This is a genomic window from Streptomyces sp. NPDC050658, assembly GCF_044457025.1.
GTDB lineage: Bacteria > Actinomycetota > Actinomycetes > Streptomycetales > Streptomycetaceae > Streptomyces.
This window is the reverse complement of the sequence record NZ_JBITGM010000011.1, coordinates 210,593-226,056: the sequence shown is the minus strand read 5'-3', so window position 1 is coordinate 226,056 and position 15,464 is coordinate 210,593. Positions and strand designations below refer to the sequence as shown.

General features: G+C 71.8%; 15 protein-coding genes. 8 read left to right on the top strand and 7 right to left on the bottom strand.

Annotated features, from left to right (window positions below):
* The first annotated feature begins 4 nt into the window (after positions 1–4).
* Together ACIBKX_RS32145 and ACIBKX_RS32140 are read left to right on the top strand one after the other, a co-directional pair.
* The gene (locus ACIBKX_RS32145; RefSeq protein WP_363269767.1) at positions 5–349 is read left to right on the top strand and encodes a PadR family transcriptional regulator; all 345 of its coding nucleotides are present in this window, start codon (positions 5–7) and stop codon (positions 347–349) included.
* Positions 346–1,410, top strand: coding sequence for a hypothetical protein (locus ACIBKX_RS32140; protein ID WP_363269768.1), 1,065 nt, complete (start codon positions 346–348; stop codon positions 1,408–1,410). The genes ACIBKX_RS32145 and ACIBKX_RS32140 overlap by 4 nt, the downstream gene beginning before the upstream one ends.
* 70 nt (positions 1,411–1,480) lie before the next feature.
* Here ACIBKX_RS32140 and ACIBKX_RS32135 read toward each other — a convergent pair whose 3' ends face one another.
* Entirely contained in the window at positions 1,481–2,056 is a 576-nt protein-coding gene (locus ACIBKX_RS32135) for a TerD family protein (protein WP_363269769.1), read from the bottom strand.
* Positions 2,057–2,242: 186 nt separating this feature from the next.
* Here ACIBKX_RS32135 and arfB point away from each other — a divergent pair, with 186 nt between their 5' ends.
* A complete protein-coding gene (arfB, locus tag ACIBKX_RS32130) occupies positions 2,243–2,680 on the top strand; it encodes an alternative ribosome rescue aminoacyl-tRNA hydrolase ArfB (protein ID WP_363270127.1) in 438 nt (145 codons plus the stop codon).
* Positions 2,681–2,781: 101 nt separating this feature from the next.
* Here arfB and ACIBKX_RS32125 read toward each other — a convergent pair whose 3' ends face one another.
* Positions 2,782–3,273: a flavin reductase family protein gene (locus ACIBKX_RS32125; RefSeq protein WP_399376705.1), complete on the bottom strand. Its 492-nt coding sequence runs from the start codon at positions 3,271–3,273 to the stop codon at positions 2,782–2,784.
* 451 nt (positions 3,274–3,724) lie between these two features.
* Between ACIBKX_RS32125 and cdgB the strand changes: the two genes are divergently transcribed.
* Both cdgB and ACIBKX_RS32115 read left to right on the top strand, forming a co-directional pair.
* Complete coding sequence (gene cdgB, locus ACIBKX_RS32120; protein WP_363269771.1) at positions 3,725–5,416, top strand: diguanylate cyclase CdgB; 1,692 nt, start codon at positions 3,725–3,727, stop codon at positions 5,414–5,416.
* An 88-nt stretch (positions 5,417–5,504) separates the two neighbouring features.
* On the top strand, positions 5,505–6,455 hold the full coding sequence (locus ACIBKX_RS32115) for a CBM35 domain-containing protein (protein WP_363269772.1): 951 nt from the start codon (positions 5,505–5,507) through the stop codon (positions 6,453–6,455).
* A gap of 69 nt (positions 6,456–6,524) precedes the next feature.
* Here the strand turns inward: ACIBKX_RS32115 and ACIBKX_RS32110 are convergent, their stop codons facing one another.
* The 3 genes from ACIBKX_RS32110 to ACIBKX_RS32100 all read right to left on the bottom strand — a co-directional run bounded on the left by ACIBKX_RS32110 (position 6,525) and on the right by ACIBKX_RS32100 (position 9,757).
* Positions 6,525–7,454 (bottom strand): 1-phosphofructokinase family hexose kinase, encoded by a 930-nt coding sequence (locus ACIBKX_RS32110; RefSeq protein ID WP_363269773.1) that lies wholly within the window; start codon positions 7,452–7,454, stop codon positions 6,525–6,527.
* Between the two features lie 147 nt (positions 7,455–7,601).
* A complete protein-coding gene (gene nagA, locus ACIBKX_RS32105) occupies positions 7,602–8,741 on the bottom strand; it encodes an N-acetylglucosamine-6-phosphate deacetylase (RefSeq protein ID WP_363269774.1) in 1,140 nt (379 codons plus the stop codon).
* Positions 8,741–9,757, bottom strand: coding sequence for an ROK family protein (locus ACIBKX_RS32100; RefSeq protein ID WP_363269775.1), 1,017 nt, complete (start codon positions 9,755–9,757; stop codon positions 8,741–8,743). Before ACIBKX_RS32100 ends, nagA begins: the two co-directional genes overlap by 1 nt.
* A 202-nt stretch (positions 9,758–9,959) precedes the next feature.
* Here ACIBKX_RS32100 and ACIBKX_RS32095 point away from each other — a divergent pair, with 202 nt between their 5' ends.
* From ACIBKX_RS32095 to otsB, 3 genes are read left to right on the top strand one after another with little or no spacing between them, the layout of a single operon-like run.
* Entirely contained in the window at positions 9,960–11,225 is a 1,266-nt protein-coding gene (locus ACIBKX_RS32095) for an extracellular solute-binding protein (protein WP_363270128.1), read from the top strand.
* Positions 11,226–11,234: 9 nt separating this feature from the next.
* Positions 11,235–11,543, top strand: a complete 309-nt coding sequence (locus ACIBKX_RS32090) for a DUF3263 domain-containing protein (RefSeq protein ID WP_363269776.1) — start codon at positions 11,235–11,237, stop codon at positions 11,541–11,543.
* Between the two features lie 15 nt (positions 11,544–11,558).
* Complete coding sequence (gene otsB, locus ACIBKX_RS32085) at positions 11,559–12,431, top strand: trehalose-phosphatase (RefSeq protein WP_363269777.1); 873 nt, start codon at positions 11,559–11,561, stop codon at positions 12,429–12,431.
* A 2-nt stretch (positions 12,432–12,433) separates the two neighbouring features.
* Here otsB and ACIBKX_RS32080 read toward each other — a convergent pair whose 3' ends face one another.
* Both ACIBKX_RS32080 and ACIBKX_RS32075 read right to left on the bottom strand, forming a co-directional pair.
* On the bottom strand, positions 12,434–13,933 hold the full coding sequence (locus ACIBKX_RS32080; protein ID WP_363269778.1) for a right-handed parallel beta-helix repeat-containing protein: 1,500 nt from the start codon (positions 13,931–13,933) through the stop codon (positions 12,434–12,436).
* Positions 13,934–13,999: 66 nt separating this feature from the next.
* A complete protein-coding gene (locus ACIBKX_RS32075) occupies positions 14,000–15,403 on the bottom strand; it encodes a trehalose-6-phosphate synthase (RefSeq protein ID WP_363269779.1) in 1,404 nt (467 codons plus the stop codon).
* Positions 15,404–15,464 lie beyond the last annotated feature (61 nt).

Below are 15,464 nucleotides of genomic sequence, written 5' to 3'. Positions count from 1 at the left end.
GCCCGTGGTCGCCGCACACATCTCATGGACGCGCGCCGCGCTGCCCCTCTGCCTGCTCGGCATCCTCGCCCGCGAGGAGAAGAGCTACGGGTACGCGCTGCTGAGCCGTCTCGCCGACATGGGGTTGGCCGACGTCAAGGCCGCGACCCTCTACCCCGCCCTCACGCGCCTCGAAGAGGAGGGCGCCGTCGAGGTCGAGTGGGGTGCCGGCGAGGGCGGGCCGGGGCGCAAGTACTACCGGATCACCGCGGACGGGCGGGAGCGGCTGCGGCGTGACCAGGCCGCCTGGGGGGAGTTCTCCCGGACCGTCTCCGCCCTCCTCGCGGAACCTCAGCAGGGGGAAACATGAGCAAGACAGGGAAGACCGCGCCCAGTTGGGAGCGGAAGGAGGACGAGGACTGGGCCGCCTCCGTCGAGGTGCGGCTCGTCCTCGACCACGACGCGCCCGGCGGCCTCGCCGACGAAGTCCTCGCGGAGGCGCACGAAATCGTGGGGGACGCGGGGCTGCCCGCGCGCGAAGTCCTCGGGGAGCCGGAGGCCTACGCCCGTACGGTCGCCGCCGAGCGCATCAGCGAGCGGCATCGCGCGCGGGTCGACACCCGCGGAGTGCTGCCCGGCGAGCGTGTCACCGCCACGCTCGGGACGCTCGGGTTCGTGGGGTTCGGCCTCTGTGTCCTGCACTGGATCGAGGACGGGCTCTGGATGGACTGGAGCGGGGCCTCGGTCGCGGGCTGCGCGACCGCCGTCGCGGTCGCCGCGCTCGTCTGCTTCGCCTTCGTCGCGCGCGTCGCGGGGCGGATCCGGGGCATGTGGGGGTTCCTCGCCGGGGCTGTCGCCGCCCTCGGCGGCGGTGCCGCCGTCGCCGCGACTGTGCCCGCGGAGAGGCTGTTCAGCGTGCCCGCACCCGTGCTCGCACTGGTCTGTGCCGGGTGGACCGTCGGCTCCTTCGCGCTGCCGGACGCCACGGTCGACCGCTGGTGCACGCCCGCCCGCCCGGCCGACGGCATCGACGACGAGCGGTGGCTGGACCGCCTGGAAGGACTGTTGCGCGGACGGCACGCCATGCGGGGCGCCGAGGCACGCGGTCACGTGCGCGAGGCCCGGCAGCACCTCGCCGCCGCACAGGGCGGCGGTGAGCGGGCCGAGGACGTCTTCGGTGACGTCGAGGTCTACGCCCTGCGGCTCGCCGACGGGCCCCGCAAGCGGCAGCGGGTCGCCCGGCGGAAGGCGTACGGCAGCGCAGCCCTGGCCCTGGTCGTCGGCGTACTCGTCGTCGACCAGCTGTTCGACCCTGAGGAGCGGGCCTCCGGCTGGATGATCTGCTGGGTGGTCATGCTGGGCTGCCTGGTCTGGAACGCGATCGACGAGTGGCGCGGCCTGCGCGCACTGGAGCGGGGCCGAGAAGCCTGACGGCGAACCACGAGGGCCCCCGGCGGAAATCCGCCGGGGGCCCTCGTCGACTGGCTGCTGGAGCTGAACCTCAGACGTTGACGCCGAAGTCCTGCGCGATGCCGACCAGGCCGGACGCGTAGCCCTGGCCCACGGCGCGGAACTTCCACTCGGCGCCGTTGCGGTACAGCTCGCCGAAGACCATGGCGGTCTCGGTGGCGGCGTCCTCGGAGAGGTCGTAACGCGCGATCTCCGTGCCACCCGCCTGGTTGATGATGCGGATGAAGGCGTTGCGGACCTGGCCGAAGTTCTGCGAGCGGTTCTCCGCGTCGTAGATCGAGACCGGGAAGACGATCTTCTCGATGTCGGCCGGGAGACCCGCCAGGTTGACGTTGATCTGCTCGTCGTCGCCCTCGCCGGCACCCGTGACGTTGTCACCGGTGTGGACGATGGTCTGGTCCGGCGTCGCCTTGTTGTTGAAGAAGACGAAGTGCTGGTCCGAGAAGACCTTGCCCTGCGTGTTCACCGCGATCGCGGAGGCGTCCAGGTCGAAGTCGGTGCCAGTGGTGGTGCGGACGTCCCAGCCGAGGCCCACGGTGACGGCGGTCAGGCCCGGAGCCTCCTTGGTGAGCGAGACGTTGCCACCCTTGGACAGGCTTACTGCCATTGTTGGGAGTCCCTTCCCTCGTTGCGTACGAACGGGCTTCGTACTGGGGACGAAGCTACCGTCACCCCTATGAACGTCGACCGGGGTCCCAGAGGTTCCAGTTCCTTTTACTTTCTTTACTCACCTCTGGCACCGGCCGCACCGCGCCGCAAATACGGGTGACGTGGACCGGACAGACGGGGGACCATAGGACGCATGTCCGGTCCCTATCTCATCCGCGGCTCCGTCTCCCTGCCCGAGGCGGAGCTCATGTGGCGTTTCTCGCGGTCGTCCGGGCCGGGCGGGCAGCACGTCAACACCAGTGACTCGCAGGTGGAGCTGAGGTTCGACCTGGCGAAGACGGACGCGCTGCCGGACGTCTGGAAGGAGCGCGCCCTGGAGCGCCTCGCCGGCCGCCTGGTGGACGGCGTCGTCAGCGTGCGCGCCTCGGAGCACCGCTCCCAGTGGCGCAACCGCGAGATGGCCGCGACCCGCCTCGCCGCGCTCCTCGCCGAGGCCACCGCCCCGCCGCCGCGCCCCCGCAGGGCCACGAAGATCCCCCGCGGCATCAACGAACGGCGGCTGCGGAACAAGAAGCAGCGCAGCGAGACCAAGCGCGGCCGCTCGGGCCAGGGCTGGGGCTGACACCCGCAGGCCCGAGGGACCGAGGGGTCGAGGGGTCGAGGGGTCGAGGGGCCGCAGGCCCGAGGGGCCGACCCAGCAAACCCCGCGACAGCAAAGAGCGCTCAGCCCAGTCGCCGGTACTTCCCCTTGAAATACATCAGCGGCCCGCCGTCCGCGCTCGGCAGCTCCGCCGTCAGCACCCGCCCGATGACCAGCGTGTGATCGCCCGCCGTCACCGTCTGCTCGGTGCGGCACTCCAGTGTCGCGAGCGCGCCGCCGACCAGCGGGGCGCCGGACGCCTTTCCGCGGACGTACGCGATGTCCTCGAAGAGCAGCCGGTCGCTGATCCGGCCCTTCATCGCGAACCGGCCCGCGATGTGCCGCTGGCTCTCGGCGAGCACCGAGACGCCCCATAGCGGCTGCTCGGCGAGCAGATCGTCCATCCGGGAGCCCTCGCGCAGGCTGACCAGCACGAGCGGCGGGTCCAGGGACACGGAGAGGAACGCCGTCGCCGTCATCCCCACGTCCTCGCCGCCCGGCGCCAGCGGGTCGTCGGCGTCCAGCGGCAGCTCGCGCGCGGTCACCAGGACCACGCCCGCGGCGAGCCGGGACATGGCGGCGCGGAACTCATCGTTGCTCACCCCCACAGGATGCCCGTCGGGGGACGGGGCACGGGGGGATGGCGGGGCGGGGGGCGTCGCCGGGGCGCCCTGAGGGGGCGTACGCGGCGTCTCTAGTGTCTTCGGTACGGGAACCACGGGAGTGACGCTAGCCCCGTCGTCCCCGCCGCCACATCGGACCGAGGGCCGATACCGGGCCTAGGACCGGGGACTTAGGGGGTGCTGCCAGGGGTGGGATCAGGCCAGTGGACTGGACCAACGAAGGCTTCCCATCTGTGACTTGAGTCACAGGACCCATAAATTGTTGACCCTGTGTACCGAGTGAGCTGCTCGCTGTGATTCAGTGACGGTGGCAATCAGACACTGGGGTAACTCAGACACTGAGGGAACACTAAGGGCGCTGCGAATCCTGGAGTTGCTGTCGAGGTCTCGGGGAGAGCGAGCAATGGAGACCGAGTCGGAGCCGTACGTCCGTCTTGCGACCCTGCGGCAGCTGCATCAAGTGGTGGCGGACCTGAACACGGCCCGAAGCCTGGCGGACACGCTGCAGACCGTCGCCGACGGCGTGGTCAACGGCCTTGGCTATGAGCTGGCGTGCGTCAATCTCGTGCGCCCCGACGGCGATCTCGTCGTCGCCGCCTTCGCGGGCAACACCGCGGCCGAGGCGCTCATCACCGGACGGGTCGGCTCCCGTGACGCCTGGGAGCGCCGCCTCGCCATGGGTGAGGCCTGGGGCGCCCTGCGCTTCATCTCGTACACCGAGGGCTGGGTCCTCGACGAGGACGACGTCCCGCAGTGGTACACCGAGGGCCCCGAGCCCCGCTTCGAGGACGAGTGGCACCCCTCCGACCGGCTCTTCGCCCCCATGTACGCGACCGGTGGCTCCGGCGGCGAACTGCTCGGCGTGATCTCCGTGGACCGGCCGCGCAACGGCCGCAGGCCCGGTGCCTGGGGCCGCGAGGCCCTCCAGATGTACGCGTTCCAGGCCGCCATCGCGATCAGCAACGCCCGGCTGAGGGCCAACATGCAGCGCGCCCTGGTCCGCCTGGAGCGCGAGCAGCAGGCCCTGCGGGCCAGCGAGGAGAGCTTCCGCCAGGCCTTCGAGTACGCGCCGTCCGGCATGGCCATCGCCGAGATGGGCGGCGACCAGCACGGCCGCATCCTCCGTACGAACGACGCCCTCTGCCGCCTGCTGGGCCGCCCCGCGTCGGCCATGCGCCGCTACTCCTTCTCCGACCTGGTCCACCCCGAGGACATCGGCACCCTCCTGCGGACCTCGGCCGAGGGCGGCCGCGCCGAGCTGCGGCTCGCCCGCCGCGACGCCACGTACGTCTGGGTCTCCCTGCGCAACTCGGTCGTCGCGGACGCCGCCGACGGCCCCCGCTTCCTCCTCACCCACGTCGAGGACATCGAGGAGCGCAAGCGCCGCGAGCTGCAGCTCGCCCACCGCGCCTCGCACGACTCGCTGACCGGCCTGCCCAACTCCGCCGAGCTGCGCTCGCGGCTCAGCGCCCGGCTCTGCCGCCGCCCGCACGCGGGCCGCCCCAGCGCGGTCGACTCGCTGGACGCCGCGTACGACGGGGGCTACGAGACGGACGGGCAGCACGGCTTCGGGTACGGCGGGCACGGCGCGCACGCGGCGCCGGGCGGTCACAGCCTGCAACAGGGCGACGACGGCTTCGACCACCACGTGCACACGGTCGCGCCGCCGGAGGGCAACGGGGAGACGGACGACGGCACGAAGGGTCTCGCCGTTCTCTTCTGCGACCTCGACGGCTTCAAGTCCATCAACGACCGCTTCGGGCACCACACCGGCGACGCCGTCCTCATCGAGGTCGCCAGGCGCCTCACCAACGGCGTACGCGACGGGGACACGGTCGCGAGGCTCGGCGGCGACGAGTTCGTCGTCCTCGCCGACGGGCTCGGCCGGGCCGACGCGCAGGACCTCGCGGTGCGGCTGCGGAACGCGATCATCCCGCCGATCCGGGTGGACGGCAGGGCGGTCCGGGTGGGGGCCAGTTTCGGCATCGGGTGGGCGCATTGCGGGATGTCCGCCGACGAAGTGTTGCACTCCGCTGACCAGCGGATGTACGTGGAGAAACGGTCCCGTGCCAAGCAGCACCGGCGGGCCGGCTGACGGGCCGGATGAGGCCAAGGCCACCCCGTGGGATCACTCGGAGCGGGTAGGCTCCCCCGGTCAGCGACATGTAGGGAGTGACCTGGGAATGACGACGCCCGGCAATAACGGCGAGCAGACGCCGAGCGCGCCGCAGGGCGACGACGATCCGTTCGGCTATCTGTACGAAGATGGCCAGGCGGCCGGCGCGACCCCGCCCGGCGGGGGCGGCGGCTACGGCTATCCGGGTCCTCGTTCCTCGTACAACCAGGTCCGCGCGGTCGGCGACCGGCGGCCTGCCTATGGCCAGCAGCAGGCTCAGCAGACGTACGGGCAGCAGGTCCCGCAGCAGCCGAACGCCTATTACGCGGCTCCGGAGACGCAGCCGGGCGGCGGTGCGCCGACCGCCCCGCAGCACATGCCGGCGACCGGTGGGCGCGGGCGCGGCCCCAACACCAAGGGGCTGCTGATCGCGGCGATCGCCGTGGTCGCGGTCGTGGCCATCGGGATCGGCGCGGCGATGATGTTCGGCGGTGACGACAAGGAAGACCCGCAGGCGGGCGGCAAGCCGTCGCAGGCCGAGTCGGTCGAGCCCAGCGAGAAGCCGAGCAAGCCCGCCGATGAGCCGGTCGAGCTGCCCAAGACGGACGCGAAGGCGCTGAAGCTCGAGGGCGGCACGACGACGGCCTCGGACATCAAGGGCGCGAAGGCCGCCGGCGGTGTCTACGTGGCGGGCCTCGACAAGGCCGGCGCGCAGGTCACCTGGACGGTGAACGGCATCCCCAAGGCCGGTACGTACAGCCTCCGGGTGCGGTACGGCGTGCCCGGCAAGGACGCCAACGCCAACATCATCCTGAACGGCAAGAAGGAGACCCGGCCGCTCAACATGAAGAACTTCTCCGGCGCCGAGGAAGGCGACTGGGAGAAGGGCTGGTCGAACACCTGGGCCGTCATCCAACTGAACAAGGGCACGAACACGATCGCCCTGGCCTGCGACCAGAGCAACATCTGCGGAGCGAACCTGGACCAGCTCTGGCTGGTGGAGGGCAGCCAGGGCTAGGTCGGGGCTATCTGCGGGCTGCCTACGGGCTGCCTGCGGGGCCACCCGGGCTGGGGCGCTGCCCCAGCCCTACGCCACGCTCTCCGCCCCCGTCACCACAACCCGCCCCCGCAGCTCCTCGTACAGCGCCGCGTCGAACTCGCCCGCGGCCGGGGCGGCCACCGTTGCCGCCGACAGGGCCGTCGCGCGGGCCAGGCGGGTCGGCCAGGGGAGGTCTTCCACCAGGGCCGAGAGCAGGCCCGCCACTGCTGAGTCGCCCGCCCCTGTGGGGTTGCCGTGGACGTGGGCCGGTGGGGGTGCCTGCCACGTGCCGTCCGGGGTGACGGCCAGGAGGCCCCGGGCGCCCAGGGAGGCCACCACCGAGTGCGCGCCCCGCCTGCGGGCGTCACGGGTCGCCTGGGCGGGCTCGTGAGACCCCGTCAGCTCCGCCAGCTCGTCCGCGTTCGGCTTGACGATGTCGGGGCGGGCGGCGACGCCACGACGCAGCGGCTCCCCGCTGGTGTCCAGGAGGACCGGGATCTTCGCCGCACGTGCCGCGCGGACCAGGACGGCGTACGCGCCCACCGGCACCCCCGGCGGCAGACTCCCGCACAGCGCCACCGCGGACGCGGCCCGCAGCAACTCCTCGTAGGAGGACTGGAACGCGGCCCACTCCGCGGGCGACACCTCCGGCCCTGGCTCGTTCAGCTGAGTCGTGTCGCCGCTCGCCGCGTCGACCACGGCCACCGTCCGCCGGGTGGCGCCCGCCACCGGTACCAGCGCGTCGGTGATGCGCGGCTCCCGCGCCAGGCGCTCGCGCAGGCTGCGCCCCGTGTCACCGCCCGCGAACCCCGTCACCGTCACGTCGTGCCCGAGGGCCGCGAGGACGCGGGCGACGTTCAGGCCCTTGCCGCCGGGCCGCTCGGTGACCTCGGTGACGCGGTGCGAGGCGTGCGGGGTGAGGGCGGGCACCCGGTAGGTGATGTCCAGGGCGGTGTTCAGCGTGACGGTCAGGATCACTGGTACCACCCCCGGTCGCTGTCGGTCTCTTTCGGCGTCTGATCATGCCAAACAGAAGGCGGTTGGCCCAGAGGCCGGACCAACCGCCTTGCCCTCAACGAGGGGTGAAATAAGTGGAGTTGGGGCCAAGTCATGCCCAACTCGGGCCTATTGGGGAGCAATCACCCATTCGCCCTTGCGCAGCACACCCCTGAGCGAGAACTCCGCGTCCAGCACCACCAGATCCGCGTCCTTCCCCGGCTCCAGCGAGCCCACCCGGTCGTACATCCCGAGCAGCTTCGCCGGATTGGCGGAGATCGCGCGGACGGTGTCCTCGACGGACAGGCCGTCCACGGTCACCGAGCGCTTGAACGCGCGGTCCAGGGTGAGGGTCGAGCCCGCGATCGAGCCGCCCTCGACGAGGCGCGCCACACTGTCCTTCACCTCGACCTCGAGCGGCCCCAGCATGTACGTGCCGTCACCGAAGCCCGCCGCGTCCATCGCGTCCGTGATGAGCGCGACCCGCGCCGCCCCCGCGTGATGGAAGGCCAGCTCGAACGCGGCCGGGTGGAGGTGCGTGCCGTCATTGATCAGCTCGACGGTGATCCGCTCGTCCTCCAGGAGCGCCGCGATCGGGCCGGGCGCGCGATGGCCGAGTCCCGGCATCGCGTTGTAGAGGTGCGTCGCGACGGTCGCGCCCGCGTCGATGGCCTCGACGGTCTGCTCGTACGTCGCGTCCGTGTGACCGATGGCGGCGATCACGCCGTGCTCGGCGAGCAGCCGTACGGAGTCGATGCCGCCCGGCAGCTCGGTGGCGAGCGTGACCATCTTCGCCTGGCCGCGCGCCGCGTCGATCAGCTTGCGCACGTCGGCCGGGTCGGGGTCGCGCAGCAGCGTCTCGTCGTGGGCGCCCTTGCGGCACGGGGAGATGAACGGGCCCTCGAAGTGGATGCCCGCGATCTCGCCCTGTTCGGCCAGCTCGGAGAGGAGCCCCGCGCGCTGCGTGAGGAAGTCCATCTCGCCGGTCACGAAGGAGGCGACGACGGTCGTGGTGCCGTGCAGGCGGTGGGTCTGGACCCCCTTCAGCACGTCCTCGACGGTGCCGGAGGTGAAGGAGGCGCCCCCGCCGCCGTGGTTGTGGATGTCGACGAAGCCGGGGACGACCCAGTGGCCGCTGAGGTCGACGGTCTCCGCGTCCGCGGGAGCGCTCCCTGCGATGCGCGTGCCGTCGACGATCACTCGGCCGTCGGTGACGGTCCCGGTGGGCAGTACCACCTGAGCACCGGCGAGCACCTTGCTAGTGGCCATCAGGTGGCTACCTCCGTGGGGTCGGATTTCGGATCGGACGGTTCGGTCTTCGGGGCGGACGGTTCGGGCTTCGGATCGGACTGCTCTGCGGTCCTGTCGCCGACGAGGTCCCAGGCCAGCAGTCCCGCCCCCAGGCACCCCGCCGTGTCGCCGAGTGCCGCGGGCACGATCTCCGGCAGCGTCTGGAACTGGACGACGCGCGCCGCCACCGCGGCCCGCAGCGGTGTGAACAAGGTTTCCCCGGCCTCGGCCAGACCGCCACCGATGATCAGGGTGTGCGGGTCCAGGAGGGTGAGCGCGGTGATGAGACCGTCGGCGAGCGCGTCCACGGCGTTCCGCCAGACCTCCAGGGCGCGCGGGTCCCCGGACTCCACGGCCTTGGCGCAGTCCGCCGCGTCCGCCTCCGGATCGCCGCTCGCCGCCGCCCACGCCTGGCTCACCGCGGACGCGGAGGCGAGCCGCTCCAGGCAGCCGCGCTGGCCGCAGCCGCAGGGCGGTCCTCCGGGGCGTACGACGATGTGCCCGATCTCCCCGGCGGAGCCGTGCGCGCCGGGCTCGATGCCGCCGCCGATGCCGATGGCCCCGGCGATGCCCGTGCCGAGCGGTACGAACAGGAACCGGTCGGCGCCCTTGCCCGCGCCGATCCGGCCCTCGGCGAGGCCGCCGGTGCGCACGTCGTGGCCGAGGGCCACCGGCACGCCCGCGAGGCGGCGGCTCAGCAGCTCCCGCAGCGGGACGTCGTGCCAGCCGAGGTTCGAGGCGTAGACGGCGATACCGCGCTCGGTGTCGACGATTCCGGGGACCGCGACGCCGGCCGCGGCGGCGGGCTCCCCGAACTCCTTGATCCCGTGGGCGCGCAGCTCGGCGGCGAAGTCGACGATCGACTCGACCACGGCGTCGGGCCCGCGCTCGCGGCCGGTGGGCCTGCGGGCCTCGTGCAGGAGCGTGCCGTCCGCCCCGACCAGGGCGGCCTTCATTCCGGTGCCGCCCACATCAAGGGCGATGACGTGTCTCACGGGGGACAGTCTCGCGCGTCACCCGCGAGAGGTCTAGTCCACTTTGGGTACTGGCACGGGGTAATTCGGATACGCGCGCGAGGGCGGCCGCCGGGTGGCAGTGGTCCACCGTTGCACAAGAGATACTGGAGTGGTGTAGACCTTGTGTGTGAACACGGGGGAAAATCGCAGTTCACGTAGATCATCGAGGGTGGGAAAAGCTGTGCAGCGGCGCGCGACAGGACTGACCGCGGCGATAGCCGCACTGGGCATGGCGGGTGTGCTCGCCGGCTGCGGCGGTCCCGGCGACTCAGGCGACGTCACCCTCAAGCTGGTGGCCGCCGACTACGGCGACTCCAAGGCCAACAGCTCGCAGAAGTACTGGGACCGGCTCGCCGAGAAGTTCGAGGCCGAGAACCCCGGCATCAAGGTCGACGTCAGCGTCTACTCCTGGACCGACGTGGACCGCAAGGTCAAGGACATGGTCAAGGCGGGCGACGCCCCCGACATGGCCCAGATCGGCGCGTACGCCGACTACGCCGCGCAGGACAAGCTGTACCGCGCCGACGACCTGGTCTCCATCTCCACCCAGGCCGACTTCATGGCCCCGCTCTCCGAGGCGGGCGAGGTCAAGCGCGTCCAGTACGGCATGCCGTTCGCCTCCTCCACGCGCCTCCTCTTCTACAACGAGAAGCTCTTCAAGCAGGCCGGGCTCACCCCGCCGCAGAGCTGGACCGAGCTCGCCGCCGCCGCGAAGGTGCTCAAGCAGCGCGGCGTGCAGATCCCGTACGCGCTGCCCCTCGGCTCCGAGGAGGCGCAGGCCGAGACGATGCAGTGGCTGCTGAGCGGTGGCGGCGGCTACACCGACAACGTCGGCTCGTACGACATCGACTCCAGCCAGAACGTCAAGACCTTCACCTGGCTCAAGGACGAACTCGTCGGCAAGGGCCTGACCGGACCGACGGCCCCCGGCAAGCTGGACCGTGCCGAGGCCTTCGCCGCGTTCACCCGCGGCGACGTGGGCATGCTCAACGGCCACCCCACGCTGATGCAGATGGCCGAGAAGAAGGGCCTCAAGTACGGCATGGTCCCGATGCCCGGCGTGAACGGGCACGCGCAGGCCACGATGGGTGTCGCCGACTGGATGATGGCCTTCAAGCAGAACGGCCACCGCGAGGAGATCGGCAAGTTCCTCGACTTCGCCTACAGCACGAAGAACGTCCTGGACTTCTCCCGCGAGTACGACCTGCTGCCCGTCACCACCTCCGCCGCGGAGCAGATGACCGACAGCAAGGGCGACGAGGCGCTCGCCGAGTTCCTGGACGAGCTGCCCACCTCGCAGCTCTACCCGGTCGGCAAGACGTCCTGGGCGCGGGTCTCCGTCGAGGTCAAGAAGAACATCGGCAAGGCCGTCTCCCCGGACGGCAACCCGGCCTCGGTCCTCACCCAGATCCAGACCAAGGCGGCGACCGAGGAGAACTCGGAATAGCGTGACGGCATGACCGACGACCGCACCCCGGACGGCACGTCCCCCGACACGGACGACACGCTTCCCGACACGGACGACACGTTCCCCGACACCGGCCTGAGCGAGCGCGACCGCGCGATCCTCGCCCTGGAGCGACAGGACTGGGTGTCGGGGCCCGGCGCCAAGGAGCGGGCCGTCCGGGAGCGGCTCGGCATGGTGCCGGTCCGCTACTACCAGGTCCTCAACGCCCTCCTCGACGACCCCCGCGCCCTCGCGCACGATCCGGTGACCGTCAACCGGCTTCGGCGGGTTCGGGAGTCCCGGCGCGCGGAGCGGTGAGCGTAGGGTCGCCCCATGGGTGACCCAGTGACCGACCCGCCGTCCTCTCCCGAGCTGCCCGAGCTGCCCGTGCCCGTGACGCCCGCCGGGCGCGAGGGCCTTGCCGCGCTGCTCGCCCGGCCCGAACGGGCCGTGATCGCACTCGACTTCGACGGCACGCTCGCCCCGATCGTGCCCGACCCCGAGCAGGCCCGCGCCCACCCCGACGCCGTCCCCGCGCTCGCCGCCCTCGCGCCGAAGGTGCGGTCCGTCGCCGTGGTCACCGGCCGCCCGGCAGGCGTCGCGGTGCGCTACGGCGGCCTCGCGGGCGTCCCCGGCCTGGAGCACCTCGTCGTGCTCGGCCACTACGGCGCGGAGCGCTGGGACGCCGTCACCTCCACGGTGCACGCCGCCGAACCGCACCCCGGCGTCGCGGCGGTCCGCGCCGAACTCCCCGGATTCCTCGACGCGATCGGCGCCTGGCGCGGCACCTGGATCGAGGAGAAGGGCCGCGCGGTCGCCGTCCACACCCGCCGCGCACAGGACCCGCAGGCGGCCTTCGAGGCCCTGCGCGAGCCGCTCGGCGAACTGGCCGCCCGGCACGGCCTGATCGTCGAACCGGGCCGCCTGGTCCTGGAGTTGCGCCCGCCGGGCATGGACAAGGGCGTGGCCCTCGCCGACTACGTACGCGAAGTGGGCGCCGAGACGGTGCTGTACGCGGGCGACGACCTGGGCGACCTGCCCGCGTACGCGGCCGTGGAGAAACTCCGCTCGGACCAGGTGCGGGGGCTGCTCGTGTGCAGCGGCAGCGCGGAGGTGCGGGAGCTTGCGGAGCGGGCGGACCTGGTGGTGGAGGGGCCGGGGGGAGTGGTGGAGCTGCTGTCCCGTATCGCCGCCCAACTGGACTGAGATCAACTGGACTGATCCGCACCGATGTTGGGCCGGTCCGGGATGGGATTGCCGAAGTAGTCGTGGGTGGTGCCGTCGTCGACGGGCGTGCCGAGCCCGCGTGCCGGGGAGTCCGGGAGCAGTCGTACGTCATCGGGGGAGCCGGGAGCGGTGTCCGTGACGAACCGGGGGTCGGCGTTGACACCTGAGGCGTCCCTGGGCTGAGAGGTCCGCCAGTACAGGTTGCCGCTGAAGGTACTGACGGTGTCCTTGATGGGGGAGCCGGAACCGCCGGGCGCGCCCACGAACACATTGTCCCGGAAGGTGACCCCAGTGGGCCCGTTGTTGGAGACGAGGGCGGTGTCGGCGCGGTCGGTGACGACCGTGTTCCGGTAGATCTGCGTGTCGGTCGCGGCCCCGCAGACGACAGAGATCACGGCGTACGGAGACGTGGTGTTCCGGTCGTTGACGCTGATGTTGTCGTGGATGCGGTTGCCGTCGCTGGTCTTCCCCTCGCCGTTGCAGACGAGCAGGAAACCGCCCTCGTTGTCGTGGCTGTAGTTGAAGCGGTAGGTGTTGCGGACGTTGCCGCCGTCGATGTCGTACGCCATCGAGTCGCGCGTCCCGTGGCCGCCGGTGACCTCGTTGTACTGGTAGAGCGCGTCCTGCGACTCCCAGGCCCAGATCCCGGCGTTGTAGCCCGCCGAGCGCATGTTGAAGCCGTCGACGTAGTTGTGCTCGACGCGGGCCTTGCGGGTCTCGTGGATGACGATGCCGTCGCCGCCGACGTCGTGGACCTTGTTGCGTACGAACTCCACATCGCTGGAGAGGAGTTCGGCGTCCGCGTCCGTGCCGCTGCCCCAGGTGGACATGGTGCCGATGCCGGTGCGGTCGACGTGGCGGACGGTGGAGTCCTCGACGCGGACGTCGTTGAAGCGGGTGGGGGTCCGGGTCCCCTGCACGACGAAGAGGATCCCGCCGGAGGGGTCGGGGTCCTTGAAGTCGGCGCCGTTCACGTCGTGGACGTCGACCCCGTCGACGACGAAGTGGTCGGCGGTGCCGTAGTCGGTGAGCTGGACGTAGAGGCCGGCGCGGCGGTCGGTGGTGGTGGCGGGGCCGGTGTTGGAGAGGTCCAGGTTCCGGATCTCCCACTGCTCGGTGTCGACCAGGTGCAGCGCGGCGCGGGCGCCGTTCGCCTGGATGCGGGGCTTGGCCCTGCCCTTGCCGTACGCGTCGATCAGCACGGGGGCGCCGGCCGCACCCGCACCTTTGGGAGCCAGCACCCCCGTGCAGCTTGTGCCGCGCTTCAGCAGCAGCTTCTCGCCGGGCGCGTAGGTGTGGGCGCTTGCCTTGGCCAGACTGCGCCAGGCCGTTCCGGCGGAGGTGCCGGGGGCGTCGTCGTCGCCCTTCTGGCAGTCGACGTAGTACGTGGCCGGTGCGGTGGCCGCGCCGGCGGGGGTGAGTGCCCCGGCCAGGGCGAGGGCGGTGAGGGCCACGAGGCCTGTGCGGCGGCGTAGAGGCATGCGGGGAAGGTAGCGAGGCGGGTCGCCGGGGGCCCATGGACAAACGTGGGGCGGGGTTGGACAGATCTAGCCCAGCGCCCGCAGCTGGTCCAGGAACCACTGGGCCGGAGGCAGCGCCGTCGCCGCCGCGGCGAGGCGCTTCGTGCGCTCCGCACGCTCGTCCGGCGGCATCAGCAGCGCCGTGTGCAGCGCGGCCGCCGTCCCCGTCACGTCGTACGGGTTCACCACCACCGCGTCCTCGCCCAGCTCCTCGTACGCCCCCGCCTCCCGCGACAGCACCAGCACGCATCCCTCGTCGGAGACGACCGGGACCTCCTTCGCGACGAGGTTCATGCCGTCCCGGATGGGATTCACCAGGGCCACGTCCGCCAGGCGGTACGCCGCGAGGGAGCGTGCGAAGTCGTCCTTCACATGGAGCACCACCGGGGTCCAACCCGCCACCCCGTACGCGGAGTTGATCTCCTCCGCGAGGCGCCGCACCTCCGCCGTGTAGTCCCGGTACACCGCCAGGTCCTGCCGCGACGGATACGCGAACGCGACATGCACGACCCGCTCCCGCCACTCGGGGTGGTCCGCCAGAAGCTGCCGGTACGCGAGCAGTCCCCGCACGATGTTCTTGGACAGCTCCGTCCGGTCGACCCGGACGATCAGCTGCCGGCCGGCGCCCGCCTGCTCCCGCAGCGCCGCCATCCGCTCCTCGACGTCCGCCCGCCGCGACCGCTCCCGCAGGAAGTCCGCGTCCGCCCCGAGCCCGTGCACCCCGATCCGCGTCCCCGACGTACCCCCGAGCGCGTCCACGCAGCACGCCGTGAACGCGTCCGCCCACCGCCCCGTCAGGAACGCCGCCCGATCGGCGCCGAGGATGCCCCGCAGCAGCTGCTCCGCGATGTCGTCCGGCAGCATCCGGAAGTAGTCGACCGGCGCCCACGGGGTGTGCGAGAAGTGGCCGATGCGCAGGTCGGGGCGGAGTTCGCGGAGCATCCCCGGCACCAGCGACAGGTGGTAGTCCTGGACCAGGACCGCCGCCCCGTCCCCGGCGTTCTCCGCGAGCGCCCGCGCGAAGGCCCGGTTGTACGTCTCGTACGAAGCCCACTGGGCGCGGAACTCCGCGCCGAACACCGGCTCCAGCGGGGTCTGGTAGAGCATGTGGTGCACGAACCACAGCACCGAGTTCGCGATGCCGTTGTACGCGTCGGCCTGCACGCCCTCGTGCGAGTCCGGGCCCGCGTCGACGTCCAGCATCAGCACGCCCGGCTCGGCGACCCCGCGCCGCACCGCCTCCCGGTCGCCGTCGCCCAGCGCCGCGCAGACCCACAGCGCGTCCGCCTCGTCGCCGATCGCGCTGAGCCCGGAGACGAGCCCGCCGCCGCCCCGCCCGGCCGCCAGCTCCCCGTTCTCCTGCACGGCGTAGGTGACGGGGCCGCGGTTGGACGCGACGAGGACCTGGGCGGCGTGACGCTCGGAGACCATGTGCGGAAATCTAGCCCTTCCGGGAAAGCCTCAAACGTACGGCCGGACCCGTGCGGGCCCG